The 18,897-nt window shown below is 27.3% G+C and carries 16 protein-coding genes; 11 read left to right on the forward strand and 5 right to left on the reverse strand.

What is annotated here, in order from left to right; genetic code table 11:
- Nucleotides 1–27: 27 nt before the first annotated feature.
- Nucleotides 28–750, reverse strand: a complete 723-nt coding sequence (locus JW646_RS17500) for a helix-turn-helix domain-containing protein (RefSeq protein ID WP_206923638.1) — start codon at nt 748–750, stop codon at nt 28–30.
- A gap of 276 nt (nt 751–1,026) precedes the next feature.
- On the opposite strand from JW646_RS17500, the gene JW646_RS17505 reads away from it, so the two are divergent.
- From JW646_RS17505 to JW646_RS17530, 6 genes are all read left to right on the forward strand, one after another.
- The gene (locus tag JW646_RS17505) at nt 1,027–3,012 is read left to right on the forward strand and encodes a GTP-binding protein (RefSeq protein ID WP_228415835.1); all 1,986 of its coding nucleotides are present in this window, start codon (nt 1,027–1,029) and stop codon (nt 3,010–3,012) included.
- Nucleotides 3,013–3,026: 14 nt separating this feature from the next.
- Nucleotides 3,027–3,806: a M48 family metallopeptidase gene (locus JW646_RS17510; RefSeq protein WP_228415836.1), complete on the forward strand. Its 780-nt coding sequence runs from the start codon at nt 3,027–3,029 to the stop codon at nt 3,804–3,806.
- A 51-nt stretch (nt 3,807–3,857) separates the two neighbouring features.
- On the forward strand, nt 3,858–4,880 hold the full coding sequence (locus JW646_RS17515) for a PocR ligand-binding domain-containing protein (protein WP_228415837.1): 1,023 nt from the start codon (nt 3,858–3,860) through the stop codon (nt 4,878–4,880).
- A 383-nt stretch (nt 4,881–5,263) separates the two neighbouring features.
- On the forward strand, nt 5,264–6,394 hold the full coding sequence (locus tag JW646_RS17520) for a glycerol dehydrogenase (protein WP_228415838.1): 1,131 nt from the start codon (nt 5,264–5,266) through the stop codon (nt 6,392–6,394).
- 106 nt (nt 6,395–6,500) lie between these two features.
- A complete protein-coding gene (dhaK, locus tag JW646_RS17525) occupies nt 6,501–8,252 on the forward strand; it encodes a dihydroxyacetone kinase subunit DhaK (RefSeq protein WP_228415839.1) in 1,752 nt (583 codons plus the stop codon).
- A 71-nt stretch (nt 8,253–8,323) separates the two neighbouring features.
- A complete protein-coding gene (locus JW646_RS17530) occupies nt 8,324–9,253 on the forward strand; it encodes an alpha/beta hydrolase (protein ID WP_228415840.1) in 930 nt (309 codons plus the stop codon).
- A 95-nt stretch (nt 9,254–9,348) separates the two neighbouring features.
- Here the strand turns inward: JW646_RS17530 and JW646_RS17535 are convergent, their stop codons facing one another.
- Entirely contained in the window at nt 9,349–10,122 is a 774-nt protein-coding gene (locus tag JW646_RS17535) for a sulfite exporter TauE/SafE family protein (protein WP_228415841.1), read from the reverse strand.
- Nucleotides 10,123–10,360: 238 nt separating this feature from the next.
- Here JW646_RS17535 and JW646_RS17540 point away from each other — a divergent pair, with 238 nt between their 5' ends.
- From JW646_RS17540 to JW646_RS17555, 4 genes are all read left to right on the forward strand, one after another.
- Nucleotides 10,361–11,071, forward strand: coding sequence for an ABC transporter ATP-binding protein (locus tag JW646_RS17540; protein ID WP_228415842.1), 711 nt, complete (start codon nt 10,361–10,363; stop codon nt 11,069–11,071).
- The gene (locus JW646_RS17545; protein WP_228415843.1) at nt 11,064–12,659 is read left to right on the forward strand and encodes a putative ABC transporter permease subunit; all 1,596 of its coding nucleotides are present in this window, start codon (nt 11,064–11,066) and stop codon (nt 12,657–12,659) included. The genes JW646_RS17540 and JW646_RS17545 overlap by 8 nt, the downstream gene beginning before the upstream one ends.
- A 267-nt stretch (nt 12,660–12,926) precedes the next feature.
- The gene (locus JW646_RS17550) at nt 12,927–13,361 is read left to right on the forward strand and encodes a MarR family winged helix-turn-helix transcriptional regulator (RefSeq protein WP_074916324.1); all 435 of its coding nucleotides are present in this window, start codon (nt 12,927–12,929) and stop codon (nt 13,359–13,361) included.
- 11 nt (nt 13,362–13,372) lie between these two features.
- A complete protein-coding gene (locus JW646_RS17555; RefSeq protein ID WP_228415844.1) occupies nt 13,373–14,470 on the forward strand; it encodes an FUSC family protein in 1,098 nt (365 codons plus the stop codon).
- Between the two features lie 57 nt (nt 14,471–14,527).
- Here JW646_RS17555 and JW646_RS17560 read toward each other — a convergent pair whose 3' ends face one another.
- On the reverse strand, nt 14,528–15,631 hold the full coding sequence (locus JW646_RS17560) for a DUF1648 domain-containing protein (RefSeq protein ID WP_228415845.1): 1,104 nt from the start codon (nt 15,629–15,631) through the stop codon (nt 14,528–14,530).
- Nucleotides 15,624–16,013, reverse strand: coding sequence for a GntR family transcriptional regulator (locus JW646_RS17565; RefSeq protein WP_148556654.1), 390 nt, complete (start codon nt 16,011–16,013; stop codon nt 15,624–15,626). The genes JW646_RS17560 and JW646_RS17565 overlap by 8 nt, the downstream gene beginning before the upstream one ends.
- A 455-nt stretch (nt 16,014–16,468) precedes the next feature.
- Here JW646_RS17565 and abc-f point away from each other — a divergent pair, with 455 nt between their 5' ends.
- On the forward strand, nt 16,469–18,007 hold the full coding sequence (abc-f, locus tag JW646_RS17570; protein ID WP_331478037.1) for a ribosomal protection-like ABC-F family protein: 1,539 nt from the start codon (nt 16,469–16,471) through the stop codon (nt 18,005–18,007).
- Nucleotides 18,008–18,112: 105 nt separating this feature from the next.
- Here abc-f and JW646_RS17575 read toward each other — a convergent pair whose 3' ends face one another.
- A complete protein-coding gene (locus JW646_RS17575; protein ID WP_228415846.1) occupies nt 18,113–18,859 on the reverse strand; it encodes a DUF6873 family GME fold protein in 747 nt (248 codons plus the stop codon).
- Nucleotides 18,860–18,897: the final 38 nt, after the last annotated feature.

The following is an 18,897-nucleotide window of genomic DNA, read 5'->3' on the forward strand; positions in this document are numbered from 1 at the left end:
TTTATAGATTATATTCTAGAGATAATACTAATATACTTGATTTTTGAGAGAAACCATTGCTTTTCTATAAGCTGAAGGAGTTTGTTTAGTTATTTTTTTAAAAACAATTGTATAATAGTTTTGATTTGTAAAACCAACATCTAAAGCCACTTCTAATAAAGAGAGTTTAGGATCTTCAAGTAACTTTTTACTCTTTTCCACTCTAAAATAATTTAAAAAGTTAGAAAAGGTTTGACTTGTGGATTTTTTAAATAAGTTACAAAAATATGACTTATTTATATTTAATTTTTCACATAAATCATCTATGGATATATCCTCATGGTAATACTTATGTATATAATGTATTGCTTTTCTAACATATATATTATATGAACGACTGTTAACGTCATAAATAAGATTATTTTCAATTATTTTGCACAGCATACACTCTATATATTCAAAACAAGTAGCTGGCTTATAGCAAACTAACTTATTAGAAGGATTTGTTGATATGGGGCCTAGGATAAACAAAACATTACAAGCATCTGTAATAATATATTGAATTTCATTATCAATAGATACAGTGTAAATATCTTTATTACTATTCATTTCATTTAATATAAAGTCATTTATTTTATCTTTTGGGTACAGCTGATCTAAATAATCATTGTATCCAAATTTATAGATTTCATTATATTCTTTAGATATTGCTTTAATAGGTATATTACAGCAATTATAAAATGTTTCTGAGATATAATTTATATTTAACATCTTATTTTACTCCTTAATTTCTAGTATAAATTTAATGCCAATATATTAATAAATAAAAAAATACGGACATGATAGAATATTATTTTCAATTATAATTAATTAACAAGTGAGAATAACTATCACATATAATATTAAATAAAAACAATAAATTTGTCAATGAAAACAGGTAGTAAAAGACTAAGTTAATATGCCAGTCATTTTATTTTTAATCTATTTTACTAATGATTATACAATATGATAAGATAAGTTTATATATTATAAAAAATGAGGTGTAAGATGAATAAAATAATCGGTATTTTAGCTCATGTGGATGGTGGAAAAACTACTTTATGTGAGCAAATACTTTATCATACAAATTCCATAAGAAAAAGAGGAAGGGTAGATCACAAAGATTCATACTTTGATAACAATCATATAGAAAGACAAAGAGGTATAACTGTATTTTCAAAGGAAGGCTACTTTAACTACAAAGGCTCAAACTACTATTTAATAGATACTCCGGGACATGTGGATTTTAGTCCTGAAATGGAGCGAAGTTTAAAAATGCTAGATTATGCTATTTTAATAGTAAGTGGTGTGGAAAAAGTTCAGTCTCATAGTGAAACCATATTTAACTATTTAAGAGAACATAATATTCCAACTATTGTTTTTGTAAATAAAATGGATAGAGATACATCTAATAAAGATGAGATAAATATAAGTTTAAAAGAAAACTTATCTAAGGACATATTTGATTTTACAAATGAATTAAACAATAAAATGAGTGAAGAATTAATAGAATTTATTGCAGAAAAAGATGAAGAATTATTAGAAAGATTTTTAGATGAAAATTTTGATTATGATTTATGGTTTGAAAAAATAAAAGCTTTATTTAATAGTTGCAATATTTATCCTTGTGTATTTGGATCAGCTTTGTTTGATGAAAATGTAGACAATCTTTTAGAAGTATTGGATTGTTTAAGTGTAACAAACTATAATGAAAATGAAAATTTTATTGGAAAAGTATATAAAATAAAAAGTGAAGAAAACAAACAAAAATTAACATTTATAAAAGTTATGTCAGGTAAGTTGAAAATTAAAGATGAACTAAGTTACATGGCACAAAAGCATATACTAAGAGAAAAAGTAAATGAAATAAGAATTTATAAGGGAGATAAATTTATAAATAGAGATGAAGCTTATGCTGGAGAAATAGTAGCTATAAAAGGGCTAAGCCAACCTTATCCTTCTAATTTTATAGTATTAAGTAAAGAGGAGGATAAACTCTCTACGCTAAACACTGAAGATAATAACTTTATAGTGCCAACACTTAGTACAAAAGTATTATTTGATGAAAATGTAAATATTAAAGATGTTTACTCTTATTTTAGAATTTTAGGAGAAGAAGAAATTTCACTAAATCCCATATATAGTGAAGATCTTAAAGAAATTAAGATAAATATAATGGGTAAAATCCAATTAGAAGTATTAAAAGAAATAGTTTTACAACGATTTAACTTAAATGTGGATTTTGGTCCTTGTGAAATTTTATATAAAGAAACTATAAAGGATACAGCAATAGGTATAGGTCACTTTGAACCACTAAGACATTATGCAGAAGTTGTTCTAAAAATTGAACCAAATAAAAGAAATAGTGGAATAAGCTTTGAAAGTTTAGCACATGTGGATAATATTACAGTTGGTCACCAAAACTTAGTAAAAACTCATATATTTGAAAGAAGTCATAGAGGTATACTTGGTGGATATGAAGTTGCAGATGTTAAAATAACTCTTCTAACTGGAAAAGAACACAACAAGCATACTGAAGGTGGAGATTTTAGGCAAGCCACATTTAGAGCCTTAAGACAAGGGCTAGAACAAGTGGAAAACATATTGCTAGAGCCTTATTATAAATTTAAAATAGAAATAGACAATGATTATTTGGGAAGAGTAATTTCAGATATTCAAAAAATGAGTGGAAGCTTCCATATTAAAGATTCTAGTAACAATAAGTCAGTAATAAGTGGAAGAGGTCCTGTAAGTGAGTTTATGGATTATCCATTAGAGCTAATATCCTTTACTAAGGGTAGAGGGCGAATCACTTTTAATTATGATGGATATGATCAATGCCACAATAGTGAAGAGGTTTTACAAAAAAGAAATTACGATAAAGATAGTGATATGCTTTATACTTCCAATTCCATATTTTGTTCAAAAGGACAAGGTTATACTGTGAAAGGTGAAGATGTGAAAAATCACATGCACTGTGAGATAAATATATAGCTTGGGAGAGAAAAATGAGAGAAGAATATGAAGTACTTTTAAATAATAAAAATAACTCCATTAGTTTCTTATATAAAGAAGAAAATATAGGAGTTAAAGTTGAATATAGAAAAAGAAAAAATATCTCAATTAGGATAATTCCAAAAAATACTATAGAAATAATTAGTCCAAGATCTGTATCTATTTCATTTTTAAAAAAAGTACTTGAGGAAAAATCATCTTGGATAATGAAGACTTTAGATAAATTTGAAAATGTGGATGAAAGTTTTAAGGAAAGAAAATATGTAAATGATGAGATTTTTTATTACTTAGGAGAGGAATACAAACTAAAAATAGTCGAAGATAAAAATACTCAAAATAACAAAAAAAATTATTGTCATATAGATATAAAGGAGAAAAACTTAATTATTACTACTAACAATAATGAAGGTGAGTATATTAAAGATGAACTTAAAAAGTGGTACAAAATAGAAAGTGAAAAAATAGTTTTGAAAAGACTTGAAGTATTGAAAATTGAAAAGCCAATGATAAATAGGCTAGTCCCTAATATAATTAAAATTAAAGAACAAAAGAAAAGATGGGGAAGTTGTACATCAAAAAAAACTATTTATATTAATTCAAGAATTTCCATGGCAAAAGTGGATGTAATAGATTATATTATTGTTCATGAATTATCACACTTGGTTCATATGAATCACTCAAAGGATTTTTATAATCTTGTAGAAGAAATATTACCTGATTTTAGGAAAAGTGAAAAGTGGCTTAAAGAAAATTCATACAAACTTACATTGTAATCTTCATATTTGTAGTAAACCAATAATCGTATTATAGAGGAGGGTTACAAATTGAAAAAAGAAAAAATAAATTTGGACCAAGTAATAGATTTTAAAAAATGGCAAACTCTTCAAGATAATTTATCTTTAGTTACAAACATGGCTATTATAACCGTTGACTATAAGGGAAATCCCATAAGTAAACATAGTAAATGTTCTAGGTTTTGCCAATCTGTAAGAAATCATCCTCAAATGGTGAAATATTGTCAAAAATGTGACTCTAGAGGTGGGCTAGAAGCTGTTAGATCAAATGAACCATATATTTACTTGTGCCACTACAATATAGTAGATGTGGCAGTGCCTATAATTATTGATGGTAGGTACATGGGGGCAATAATGGCAGGTCAAGTTAAATTAAGTGATAATTATGCTAAAGATATGGAAAAAATAGTAGATACCTCCAATGACCCGTTGTCTATAGAAGTTTTGGAAGAATATAAAAAATATTATGAGCAGCTGCCTTTACTTACTTATGAAGAAGTGAAAAATATAGCTAATATGTTGTCTTCTCTTTGTAATTACTTAGTGGAGGAAGCATTAGATAAAAATTTGATTTTAGAAATGTACAAAAAATCCATTGGTAGTAATAAAGAAATAGATGAAGATTTTTTCCAAGGATATAGTGTAGATAATATTGAGAAATTAAAAAAGGGAATATCAAATGCTATGATTGACGCCTATGTTTCACATTATGAATGTGATAAAAAAATTAGTTCAACTTTAAAGCCAGCAATTGATTATATATACAAAAATAAAAGTGAAAATATTACTGTTGAAAATATGGCGAAGGTTTGTCATATAAGTCAAAGTTATTTTAGTAGATTGTTTTCAAAGGAAATGGGCGATAGTTTTTCTAATTATATTTCAAAATTGAAAATTAATTGGGCTAAAGAACTTTTAGAAGAAAGTGATATGAGTGTAAGTCAAGTAAGTGATGAACTTGGGTTTAATGAACCAGGTTATTTTATTAAGATTTTCAAAAAACATGAAGGAGTAACACCTTCTGTTTATAGAAAATATTATAAAAATATGTAAAAATCAATGATTTCACAGAAAATTTATATAAGTTTTATTTATAAATAAAATATTAACAATTTAATGATAATATTAAGAAAGCTATAAATATAAAAGAGATGAACTCTATTATATTTATAGCTTTTTTTAGTAAGAGTTTACTTAAATAATAGGCAAAATTAATTTTTCTACAAAGAGCAATTTATTTTTATGTGTAAAAAAATAGTTAAGTACTTAACGAAAAGTAGAAATAGTACAATTTTATTATTTTAGTTCATAAAATTACGATTACAAATTGTAATTTTATGACATGTAAGCCTAATGATTAAAAAGGAAAACGATATTATAATTAAAATATAAAATTTCAACAAAATAAAATTAAAATAGATGGGAGTAATTAAAATATGAGAAAAGCATTAATATGTCCAACAAAATATGTTCAAGGTGAAGATGAATTATTAAATTTAGGTTATTTCGTAAAAACTTTCGGAAAATCAGCACTACTTATAGCACATCCAGATGATGTAAATCGTGTAAAAGATAAACTAGAGAAAACTTGCGACAAGTTTAATATTACTTTTGTGGAAAGTGGATTTACAGGAGAATGCTCAAGACAAGAAGTAGTAAGATTACAAGAAGTAGCTAGAGAAAATAACTGTGATTGTACAATAGGACTTGGTGGAGGTAAAGCCATAGATACTGCAAAATGTGTGGCTGAAGGTGAAGCTTTAATAATAGTTCCAACAATTGCAGCAACAGATGCACCTACTAGTCATTCAGCAGTACTATACACTCCAGATGGATCTTTTGATGATTATGCATATTTTAAACAAAGCCCAAGTGTTGTATTAATAGATACAACTGTAATAGCTAAAGCACCTACTAGATTTTTAGTATCTGGAATGGGTGATGCCTTATCAACTTATTTTGAAGCTAGAGCAACAAGAGCATCATATTCAAATGTAAATGCTGGTCTTCCTTGTGGAGCAAGAGAAAACTTAACATCTCCAGCAAAAGGTACTAATACTGCTTTTGCCCTTGCAAAATTATGTTACGAAACTTTACTTGCTGATGGACCTAAGGCAAAAGTATCTTGTGATTGCAATTTAGTTACTCCAGCCCTTGAAAATATAATAGAAGCAAATATCCTTTTATCAGGACTTGGTTTTGAAAGTGGAGGACTTGCAGCAGCCCACGCTATACATGACGGCCTTACTATATTAGAAGGAACACATAAGTATTTCCATGGTGAAAAAGTTGCCTTTGGTACTTTGGCTCAGTTAGTACTAGAAAATGCATCTGAAGAAGAAATAAATCAAGTATTAGACTTCTGTGTGGAAGTAGGTTTACCAGTTTGTTTAGAAGATATAGGGGTAGATGAAATAAGTGAAGAAGAGTTAATGGAAGTTGCAGCAAAATCTTGTATACCAGAAGAATCAGTACATTCTATGCCATTCCCTATAAGTGTAGAAGCTGTGGCAGCTGCAATTATAACTGCTGATAGACTTGGGAAAAACTATAAAAATAATAAATAGAATATAAAAAATAAATCATAAATATAAGTGCTTTATAAAACAGGTACTTATATTTATGCAGTTTATAGTAGTTTAAATTTAAAATATAGCTTATGAGGTGGAATAGATGAAAAAAATCATAAATAAACCAGAAAATGTTGTTATGGAAATGTGTAACGGAATAGCCTTAGCTCACCCTGAGTTAGAGTTTGTAAAAAAGTATAAAATAATAAAGAAAAAGGAAATAAATAAAAATAAGGTAAGCTTAATAAGTGGTGGAGGTAGTGGCCACGAGCCAGCTCATGCAGGTTTTATAGGAAAAGGAATGCTAGATGCAGCTATATGTGGAGATGTATTTGCCTCCCCTTCACAAATTCAAGTTTACCAAGGGATAAAAGCTACTGCCAGTGAAAAAGGTACTTTACTTATAATAAAAAACTACAGTGGAGATATGATGAATTTCAAAAATGCTGCTCATTTAGCAAGTGAAGATAAAATAACTGTAGATTATGTAAAAGTAGATGACGATATAGCAGTGGAAGACAGCTTATATACAGTAGGAAGACGTGGTGTTGCAGGAACTGTGTTTGTTCATAAAATTGCAGGTGCAGCAGCAGAAAAAGGAATGTCTTTAGAAGAAGTAAAAACTGTAGCACAAAAGGCAGCTGACAATGTTAGAAGTTTAGGTTTTGGACTTACTTCTTGTACAGTGCCAGCAAAAGGAACTCCAACATTTGAAATAGCAAAAGACGAGATGGAATTTGGTGTGGGTATACATGGTGAGCCAGGTATAAAAAGAGAAAAAATTACTACAGCAGATGACTTAGCTAGAAAAATTGTGGATGCCTTATCAAAGGATATGCAGTTAAATGAAACTGATGAAATCGCCTTATTAATAAATGGATTTGGGGGAACACCTTTACAAGAATTATATTTATTTAATAACTCTGTCACAGGTGAATTATCTAAGAAGAATATAAAAATAAACAGAACTTTTGTAGGAAATTACATGACAAGTATAGATATGGCAGGAGCATCTGTGTCTATAATGAAGCTTGATGAAGAGTTAAAAGAATTATTATCATGTGAAAGTGATACACCAGCCTTTAAGGTTAGTGGACCAGTTGACTATGTTAAGTATTCTCCTTTAGATACAAATGAAGAGCTTGCACTTACATCTTTTGAAGTTGAATCAAAAGAAGAAATGGCACATGTAGTTGATGAAAAAATAACACTAGACAATATGATATATATAGTGGACAAAATGAGTGAAGTAATAATAGAAAACGAAGTTCCATTTTGTGAACTAGACTCTTTTGCAGGTGACGGAGACTTTGGTATGAGTGTTGCAAAAGGATTTAAACAATTAAAAAGAGAGTGGAAGGAAATATTATTACAGGATAACTTAACTATAAGCAAATTCCTAGATGACTGTTCTATGGTTATAATGGAGCATTGTGGAGGAGCGTCAGGTCCTATATGGGGCTCTGCTTTTAGAGCAGCTTCTAGAGAAGTAGGAAATAAACAAGAGTTAAATATAAAAGATTTCGCCAATATGATGCAAGCTTCAGTCAAAGGAATTCAAGCTACAGGTGAGAGATCATTTGGACGTGGTGCAGTTGTTGGGGATAAGACTCTTATAGATGCCCTAGCTCCTTGTGCAGATGCTTGGACCAAAAGTGCAAAAGAAAATCATACTTTTAAAAAAGCCTTTGAGCTTGGCGCAAAAGCTGCTATAGATGGTGCCAAATCTACAGAAAAAATAGTAGCACGTATGGGACGTGCAGGAACAGTTGGAGAGAGAAGCTTAGGTCATCCAGATGCAGGGGCATATGGACTAGGCGTGATTTTCACAGAAGTATCTAATTGCATAAAGTAGTAAAATAAGTAAAAGAGTATTAAAATGATCATTTTAATACTCTTAAAAACATATTTAGATGAGGTAAAATAATGAAGTGTAAAGAATTTTATTTTAAAGGAAAAGAAGATTTAAATATACATGTTTATAAATATACAAGTGAAAACATAAAACCAAAAGCAGTGGTACAAATAGCTCATGGTATGTCAGAAACAGCAATTAGATATAAAGAATTTGCACAAGAACTAACTAAAAATGGTTATGTTGTTTATATAAATGATCATAGAGGTCACGGTATAACAGCTAAAACTATAGATAATATTGGATATTTAGCAGAAAAAGATGGATTTACATGTTTAGTAGAAGATATGAATATTCTTACTAACATAATTAAGGAAGAAAATTCTCATTTGCCAATATATTTATTTGGACACAGTATGGGTTCTTTTGTTAGTCAAAGATATATAATGGAATATGGTGACAATTTAGCAGGTCTAATACTATCTGGATCAAACGGTAAACAGGGTAAGATTTTAAAAGTAGCTCAATTAATATCAAAATCTGAAATAAAAAAACATGGAAGAAGACATAGAAGTAAAAAGTTGGACAATTTAATATTTGGTGGAAATAACAAAGGATTTAAACCATCTAAAACTGACTTTGATTGGCTAAGTAGAGATGAAAAAGAAGTACAAAAGTATATAGATGATCCTTTCTGTGGTGTGCTATTTACTTGTGGATTCTTCTATGATTATATAAAAGGTTTGCAAGAAGTTGAAGATAAAGAAAACTTAAAGAAAGTTCCTTTGGATTTACCTATTTATATTATGTCTGGAGATAAAGACCCAGTCGGGAAAAATGGGAAAGGTGTTCTTAGACTTAAAGATAGATATGTGAATTTAGGTGTTAAAAAGGTTTTATGTAAGCTATACGAAGGTGGTAGACATGAAATGTTAAATGAAATAAATAAAGAAGAAGTAATTAAAGATATAATTTCTTGGCTTAATGAAAGAGAAAAATAAGGTTTTAATACTTAAAATATATAAAGTGGGATCAGATATGATACCCACTTTATTTTTGATTTCTACAAAATTTTTTATTAATTAACATAGTATTTTTATATTGTCTCCATAATAAGCTTTATAAAAAATATGGATAATACTACAATCATAAGAGGTTTTACAACCTTAACACCCTTATCTGAAAATAGATTAGTGCCAATATAATTTCCTGCAATTCCAAAGAAACCTGCAACAAGGCCTAGGCCAAACATTACTTTCCCATTTAAAAGAAAAACACATAAACTAGTTATATTAGTAGTTAAATTAATAACTTTAGTAATTCCAGCAGACTCATTTAAAGTCATATGAGCAAAACTAGTTAAAGCTATCATTAAAAAAGTTCCAGTACCAGGTCCATAAAACCCATCATAAAAACCTATAAACAAAGCTACAATCATAGCTATAATCAAAGTTTTTTTATATGAAAAATCATCTTCACCATTGCATTGTTTTTTATTTCTCTCTAAACTTTTATTAAAAATAACATATAAGCTTGTTATAGGTAAAATAACAAGCATAATTAACTTGAAAATCTTATCATCAATCAACAAGGCTGTTTTTGCGCCCATCATAGACCCAATTAAGGCACAAATTGCACAGTATATGGCTGTTTTTAAATTAATATATCCTTTTTTTGCAAACCTATATGTGGCTAGGGAAGTTCCCATGGCTGAGCTTAATTTGTTTGTTCCAATTGCCATATGAACAGGTAAACCAGACATCATATAGGCAGGAAGTGAAATAAACCCACCACCCCCAGCAATTGAATCAACAAATCCACCAAGAAAGACAAGGGGACAAACGATTAGATAAATAGTAAGTGACTCCAATATGTATTCCTCCAATTAGTAATTTACTTTTGTATTTAATTATAATTATAGTTTATATACTTGCGAATAGAAAGTAGAGTATTTAATGTTGTATACAAAACATAAAAATTAGAAACTTTGAATTATGATTTATTGGAATGAAAAAAACTATTATAAAAATGTTGCGCAAATATACTATCTGTTATATATTATATATAACAGATAGAAAAACTATAAAATATATAAAGAGGGAGATAAAATGTTAAAAATAATAAATTTAACTAAATCATATAAAAATAAAAAGGCCATAGATAATATATCCATGGATGTTAAAGAAGGAGAAATATTTGGATTTATAGGACATAATGGAGCAGGCAAAACTACTACAATAAAATCCATAGTTGGAATACACAACTTTGAAGAAGGAGATGTACTAATAAATTCAAAATCCATAAAAAAATATCCAATAGAATGTAAAAAAGAAATAGCTTATATTCCTGATAATCCAGATTTGTATGAAAGTCTTACTGGAATAGGATATTTAAACTTTATTGCAGATATATTTAAAGTAGAGAAAAAAGAAAGGGAAGAAAAAATAAAATATTACTCAAAGGAATTTGAAATAGATAAGGCCTTAGGAGATTTAATTTCATCTTATTCCCATGGAATGAAACAAAAGCTAGCTATTATATCCGCATTAATTCACAGTCCTAAGATATTAATATTAGATGAACCTTTTGTAGGATTAGATCCTAAAGCAGCATTTACTTTAAAAGTAATTATGAAGGAATTTTGTAAACATGGTGGTTGCATATTTTTCTCTACACATGTATTAGAAGTAGCAGAAAAAATATGTGATAAAATTGCCATAATAAAAGATGGGAAATTAGTAACTTGTGGAGAAACTGAGAAAGTTAAAGGTGATAAATCCCTTGAAAATATATTTATGGAGATGATTGATAATGGGTAATTTAGCTTTGTTAATGAAAAATAATTTAATAAATGAAAGTGGAATTAATAAATTAAAATACGCTGATAAAAATGATAAAATAAAAGCAATATGCATGGTTTTGATAATAGTATTTACTGTGATCATGTTAAGTGTTTATGGTTTTATGGCATGTTTTTATTTATCAGATTTCTTAGTTAAAATAAACCAAATGGAACTACTTCTTATTTTAGGCATTATTGGATGTACAATGGCAACATTTTTTACTTCAATTTATAAAGCATCTTCATATCTTTTCCAAAGTAAAGATTATGAAATGTTAGCAAGTTTACCAATAAATCAATCTAGCATATTAAGTAGTAAAATTATAATGCTAGTTATTAATAATTATTTATTTGCCATACCATTTTTGCTTATACCTGGAATAGTATATTTTATAAAAGTTGATACTGGAATATTATACTTTCCCTTTTTAATAATATTAATTTTGACAACACCATTAATACCAACAATAATTTCATCAATTATAGCATTTATAATTACAAATATTTCATCAAGAAGTAAGAAAAATAATTTACTATCAATAATATTAAATTTATCATTAGTTGCTATAATTTTACTTTTATCATTTAATCTACAAAATGTTATGATGAGCCTTATCCAAAATAGTAGTTCTATTATTGAAGCTACACAAAAATTATATATTCCTGCTTATTATTTTGTAGATGCATTAAAAAATGATAATATAGGATCTTTATTAACATTTGTATTAATTTCCATAGTTCCAACAGTTTTATTTGTATATATATTTGCAAATAATTTTAACAAGATAAACAGCAAATTAAGTGAAACTTACAAGACGAATAATTATAAATTTAAAGGCCTAAAATCATCAAAGCCTGTAATAGCCTTATTAAAAAAAGAATTTAAAAGATATTTTTCATCAACAATATATGTAATGAATACTTTTGTAGGTATGATAATGTTATTCATATTTACTGTTGCAATAGTTGTAATAGGATATGATAAAATTGCTCAAATATTAGAAATAGCTGTAGTAAAAGAGATGATAGTACTTCAAATTATAGGTATAACATTATTTTGTATAATAATGACTAATACGGCTTGCGTTTCAATTTCTTTAGAGGGTAAAAACTTATGGATTTTAAAATCTTCTCCAATTAAAGAAATGGATATTTTTAAAAGCAAGATTTTATTAAATATTATTTTAACTATGCCCATAGCTATAATTTGTTTTATGACTTTATCATTTAGGTTGGGATTTGATATAAAATCTACAGCTTTAGTAATACTTACAATTATTTTGATTTCAATATTTAGTGCTACACTTGGGATATTTATTAATTTACTTTATCCAAAAATGGATTTTACAAGTGATGTAGCTGTTGTAAAAAGAGGAGCAAGTGTAATAATAAGTATGATTTCTAATGTAGCGTTTATAGCTTTAATTTGTGGACTAGGATATATTTTAGGCATAAGCAACATTAATACATTTTTAATATTTGGTAATATAATTACTGTTATAAGTATTTTTATTGTCTATAAATTATTAAAAAATAAAGGAACGAAAATGTTTAGAAGCTTGTAGCAAAGTTAAAAAATAAATATAAAATATTATATTAGAGTTGATAAATACGTGCATTAGTGCAACTTATCAACTCTATTTTTTTATTATGGCAATAAATTAGAAAGTAGAGCTGGAGACAATGTTCGTAGAGCCTATGCAAGGGTTAAGGTATAAAAATAACTTTGGATTGAGAGTTTGTACGCTGAAGATAGTTGACAAAGTGAACTAAATTGCATATTATATATAATATAGTTAACAAAGTAAACTATATTATAAAGAGGTGAAGAAATGGATAATTTTGATTGGATAGATATGACAATGAAAATGAATGAAGTAAGATTATTTAGTAGAACATTAGTGCATCGTTATACACCAGCACTTGAAAGAACAAACCAAGAATATGATTTATTGTCTCAACTTATTAAGAATGAAGAAGGTATGACACCCATTAAACTTAGCAAAGCAATGTGCTTAAATAAAACAATTGTAAGTAGACTAATAGATAGTTTAAGCAAAAATGGATATGTAACAAAAAAACCAGATATAAATGACAAAAGAAGCTACTCTGTTTGTATTTCAGAAATGGGAAGAAAAGAGTTGCAAAAGATATATGAATTTTATCTATCACCAATATATAAGTTACGTAAAAAATTAGGTGATGAAGAGTTTTTTAAATTGATTTCATCTATTGAAAAAGCAAATAAGATAATGAATGAAGAATAGGAGAGTGAACAATGAGTTTTTATCAGGCTATGCAACTAGGAGCAGCACAACTGAAACCTTTGATAAAAGAAGAATCAGATAAAAAACTAAAACAAAAATATACAGGGGCATTAATAACTAAAAATATTTTATGTATGCTATTTTGCATTTTAGTAGTGTCGTCTTTTAGTAATATTTTTGGAAAAGAGAACAGTATAGTAGGTGTTGTAACAGTAATATTAATACTAACTTTTAGATTTGCAAATTTAGATTTCAAAATAAAACAGTCGGCAATTACATTAATTGGAGTATTCTTAATATATGCAATTAGCCCTTATTTATCAAATATATTAAATCCAGTATTAGGATTTATTATTAACTTTACTTCAATAATAACTATAGTAGTATTAACTTGTCATAACACGGCATATGCAAATCACATAGTGCTAATATTATCATATTTTCTTTTATATGGTAATAGTGTTAGTAGCATAGAAGTATACATATCTCGTGTTATTGGATTATTGCTTGGAGGTATAATTGTAGCCTCAATATTTTATATTAAACACAAAAAAGCAGAAAAAGAATACGATAATACTATTTTAGATGTTATAAAAGGTTTTGATATAAACACACAGAGAAGTAGATGGCAGTTAAAACTTGCCCTTGGAGTAAATACTGCAGTACTAATAGGAGAATTTTTTCATTTTCCTAAAACCATGTGGATAGCTTTTGCATGTATGTCAGTAATTCAACAAACAACTAAGGAAAAATTAAGCATACGTTGTAAAAAAAGAGCAGTATTTGCAATTGTTGGATCCATTACATTTTTTCTTATTTATATGATATTGCCAGAAAATCTTATAACTATAATGCCACTGGTGGCTGGAGTAATGATTGGTTTTTGTGCTACTTATGAATGGCAAACAGTAGTAAATAGTTTTTCCGCATTACCATCTGCAGTTGTAACACTAGGTTTAACAAATACCATAGTATTTCGTATAGCAAGTAATGTTTTTGGATCCTTATATAGTAAATTGTTTGACTATTTATATGACAAAGTAGTTAATCTTATAGATAACAGATTTAATAATGAAGACGAATTTGAACAAATTGAAATAAATATATAGATACTAAAAAGTCGACGAAAACTTATTCGTCGACTTTTTACCTAGTTGTATAATTAACTATATACCAAAAGCAATAATTAATATAAAGATTATTAATATAAAAGGAGAAATAAATAATAATTTTCCTTTAGTATTTCCTATATTTACAGTCCATCCAACACCAAATCTTTTTTGTACAAATAACGAGGGGTCGTTAGGATTATTATAAAAAGTACCTAATAACCAGTTATTATCGTCGTCATCTACTGAATAAACAGCAGATTTTGATTTACTAGGTGATTTATAATATAAATACGTTTGGTAAATTGCAGCTAAAATTAGTGATATTGCACAAGTACACATGACAAAAACATTAACTCCACTTGCATTAGCAGTAGCAATCAATATAGTAATAAATAAAACCTGACAAGATAAATTTAGGACGAAAAAAGTAAGTGCAAATTTCTTTAAGTAATTTAAATGAAGTTTTTTACTTTTTGCAATATCATCAATATTTAATTTACCTCTAGTTTTTAGAGAGTATATAGAACTAATACAAATAATAATTCCAATTCCAACACTCATAATTATGGGTCCTAGAACAGATGTAGGGGATTTTTGTGAAAAAGCATCAGGTGCACCAGTTATACCCCAATGAGTGGGTATAATATCAGGCATGGAATTATATTGTGTAAGAGTATAAATTCCCATTAGCACAGTAACAACTACAGGAATTATAAATAATATGGAATATTTTTTTATAATTCTATTTTTTTCATTAATAAAATCTGTGTCTAATACTAGAGGAGTTCTTTCTAATTCTAAATCCTTTATTTCTATTGATAATTCCTTTTTCAAAGCTTTTACCTTGTTATGGATATAGACAAATACACCAAACTGATATAAACAAAAGACTAATATGGGAAATATAGAGGAAAATTCATAAGCTTTAAACACATAAATACATATTAATGTAATTATTGCAAATACAATAAATCCTATGGTAACTAGCAATTTAAATTTCTTGTCTAAGGCTTTAAAGTCATCCTTAGTAAAATAATCACTATTTAAACTAACTCCATAAAACTGCCTTTTTCCACTTAAAGATTGAGTAAAATATATCATAATATACAATAAAAATAATGTTGGAAGATTTATAATAACTGCCATGGTACTATTCATAATTTTTCACCTCATAATCGTCAAAGAATTTATTAGTAAAATCTATAAATTCCTCTTTTGATATACCTAAAAGGTAACTCTGAGCAGTCAAAAGTTCAAGCATAGATTTTATTTTTTCTGTATTATCATCTTTTTTAGGTAATGGCAATGTATTTACCATAGCACCTTTTCTTCTATCAATATTAATATAGCCTTCATCTTTAAGTAGATTATAAGATTTATTTACGGTGTGAAGGTTTACACCAATTTCTTCAGCCATATTTCTAACAGAAGGTAGAGATTCATTGATGGTTAAATCTCCACGGGCAATTGACTTTATTATTTCTTCTTTAATCTGTGTATATATGGGAACATCACTGTTAAAATCCAAATTTAATATCATTTTATCACTCCAGACTATAATATATTTGTTCTATATATTATATAACATAAAATAAATATATTACAACTAAATTCAAAATAAAATTTGACTATTTACTATTATGGATATATAATGATTACATTAAATATGGGAGGTGATCAGGTAAAGTGAGAAAATAATCTTATTCAAAATAGATAGTTTAATAGGTTTTTTAGAGTGTTTACAAATACTCTGTTTGTTGAGCCTAAAACTACTTTAAATTGAGGATAAGATTAATGTAGAGTACTCTAATTACCTGAAACACAAGCTAAATGTAGCTTTATTTCTGTGTGTAAATACTTAGAAGAATTATGTCTTTCTTGATTTAAGGTAGAAAAATACTTAAATTTGAGGAAGATTTTTTTATGTAATCATATATGAATAAATTTTCCTTTTGATAGGAGATGATTGTCATAGCACAAATAAATATTAATAATTTGAGTTTTCAATATGATACACATGGAGAAGATATATTCAAAAATGTATCATTTAGTATAGATACTGATTGGAAGCTAGGTTTAATTGGTAGAAATGGTAGAGGAAAAACAACCTTCTTAAAACTTCTAATGGGAGAATATGAATATAGTGGAATAATTAGTACCACGGTTAAGTTTGAATACTTTCCAATTAAAGGGGGTAACAAAAATGATACGGCCTTGGAGGTTATAAGAAATTCTATAGCTCCATTTTCTAAATACGAAGAAGACATGGAAAAGTATTGTAATATACCAGATAAACTAGATATTTACGGAGAAATTTTAGAAAAGTATATCTATAATGATGGATATATAATAGATGAATTAATTGAAAAAGAAGTAAACTTAATTGGCCTAGATAAAAGTATACTGACTAGAAACTTTGCTACACTCAGTTCAGGAGAGCAGACAAAGTTACTTTTAGTAGGGTTATTTTTAAGAAAAAATCATTTTTTATTAATAGATGAACCAACAAATCATTTAGATGTAGATGGAAGAGAAATTGTGGCAAAATACTTGGCAAGTAAAAAAGGATTTATAGTAATATCTCATGATAGAAATTTTTTAGATACAGTAGTTGATCATATACTTTCTATTAACAAAGCAAATATAGAAATACAAAAGGGAAACTTTTCAACTTATCATTTTAATAAAGATAGAGAAGACGAGTTTGAAAAAGCCCAAAATGAAAAATTACAAAAGGATATACAAAGATTACAAACGACAGCAAAACAAAAATCAAACTGGTCTTATGAAATTGAATCAAAAAAGAAGGGGAATGGACCTTGTGATAGAGGTTTTATAGGACATAAATCAGCAAAAATGATGAAAAGAGCCAAGTGTATAGAAACAAGGCAAAATAAAGCCATAGAGGAAAAATCAAAACTACTAAAAAATTTAGATGTGGCTGAAAAGTTGGACTTATCAAAATCAAAGTCATCAAATATAGATGTGTTAGAAGTTCATAACTTAAAAGTTAACTATGGAGATAAGGACATATTTAAAAATGTAAGTTTTAATATAAAACCTGGAGAAAGAGTTTGGTTATGTGGCAAAAATGGATCTGGAAAATCAAGCATTATTAAACTCATAATGGGAGAAAATATTTCTCATGATGGATATATCAAAACAGTAAAGAATATATCCTATATTTGTCAAGATACATCTCATTTAAATGGTAATCTAAATGATTTTGCAAAATCTTATAATATAGATGTAGAGTCAATTAAAAGAACTTTAGTAAAATTGGGTCTTAATAATATTCAATTTGAAAAAGATATTAATGAGTGGAGTGAGGGACAAAAGAAAAAACTACTTATAAGCAAAAGCTTATGTGAAAAAGCAGAGTTATATATTTGGGATGAGTCACTAAACTTTATAGATGTTATTTCTCGTATGCAAATAGAAGAGTTAATACTTAGTGAAAATCCCACCATGCTATTTGTAGAACATGACACTTCATTTGGAGAAAAAATAGCAACAAAGATAGTTAATATATAAGTTATAAGTAAAAAAGGCATATTTTATTAGATATGCCTTTTTATTTACTGAGATATTATAATATTTTTTCCCTTGGAAAAACTTCTAGATGAAAGTAAACTTAATTTAAAGCAAAGGAATTAAGGAACCTAAATCAGTAAGTTTTTCTTCTTTAAGAGAAAGTATTTTTTTATTTCGTCTATAAACAAAATTTTCAATTTCTTTAAAGTTTGGATGGTTTTCTATGTTTCCAAAAAAAGCAAGGGTGTCATTACTTATTAATCCACTACATCCTCCAATAAAACCATAGTTTAATTCAAATAAATCTATATGGCCCTTGTCAATCAATAGGCAATCAATATTATGCTTAATAACTTCCTTATAAATTCCTTCATCAGAAGTGATAATTGAATTTTCGTCAACTATACATGTGGAACACTTACAATACCCTTGTTTCACATTAATTTTCTCCATGTTATTTCTCTTTATATAATCAAGTAGGACACTATCTGTATATTTAAAATTATGAATTACTTTATTCCCTAATATAACAAGGTTATATGAAATATTATTAGGATATTTACTAGCTATAGGTAAGCTGCCTTTAATTACATTAAAACCTAGAGGAGTTAAATTTTCATAGTAATAATCATAAACATTTGGAGCTACTAAGATATTATTATCATTTAACTTAACAACACATATATCAGGATGACAACTTATGGCATTATAAGTTTCCTTACATTTTACACTTTTAATTACATTTATATTAAGTTTATTTAGATTATTAATAATATCTTCACCTGCTCTATTATCAATTAATGCTAAACTTATTTTCTTATTTGGAATAAATGATGATTTTATAAATTTCATTATGAATTCTCCTTGATTTTTTTCTAATTATAATATAA

The organism is Terrisporobacter hibernicus (assembly GCF_020809405.1).
Classification (GTDB): Bacteria; Bacillota; Clostridia; order Peptostreptococcales; family Peptostreptococcaceae; genus Terrisporobacter; species Terrisporobacter petrolearius.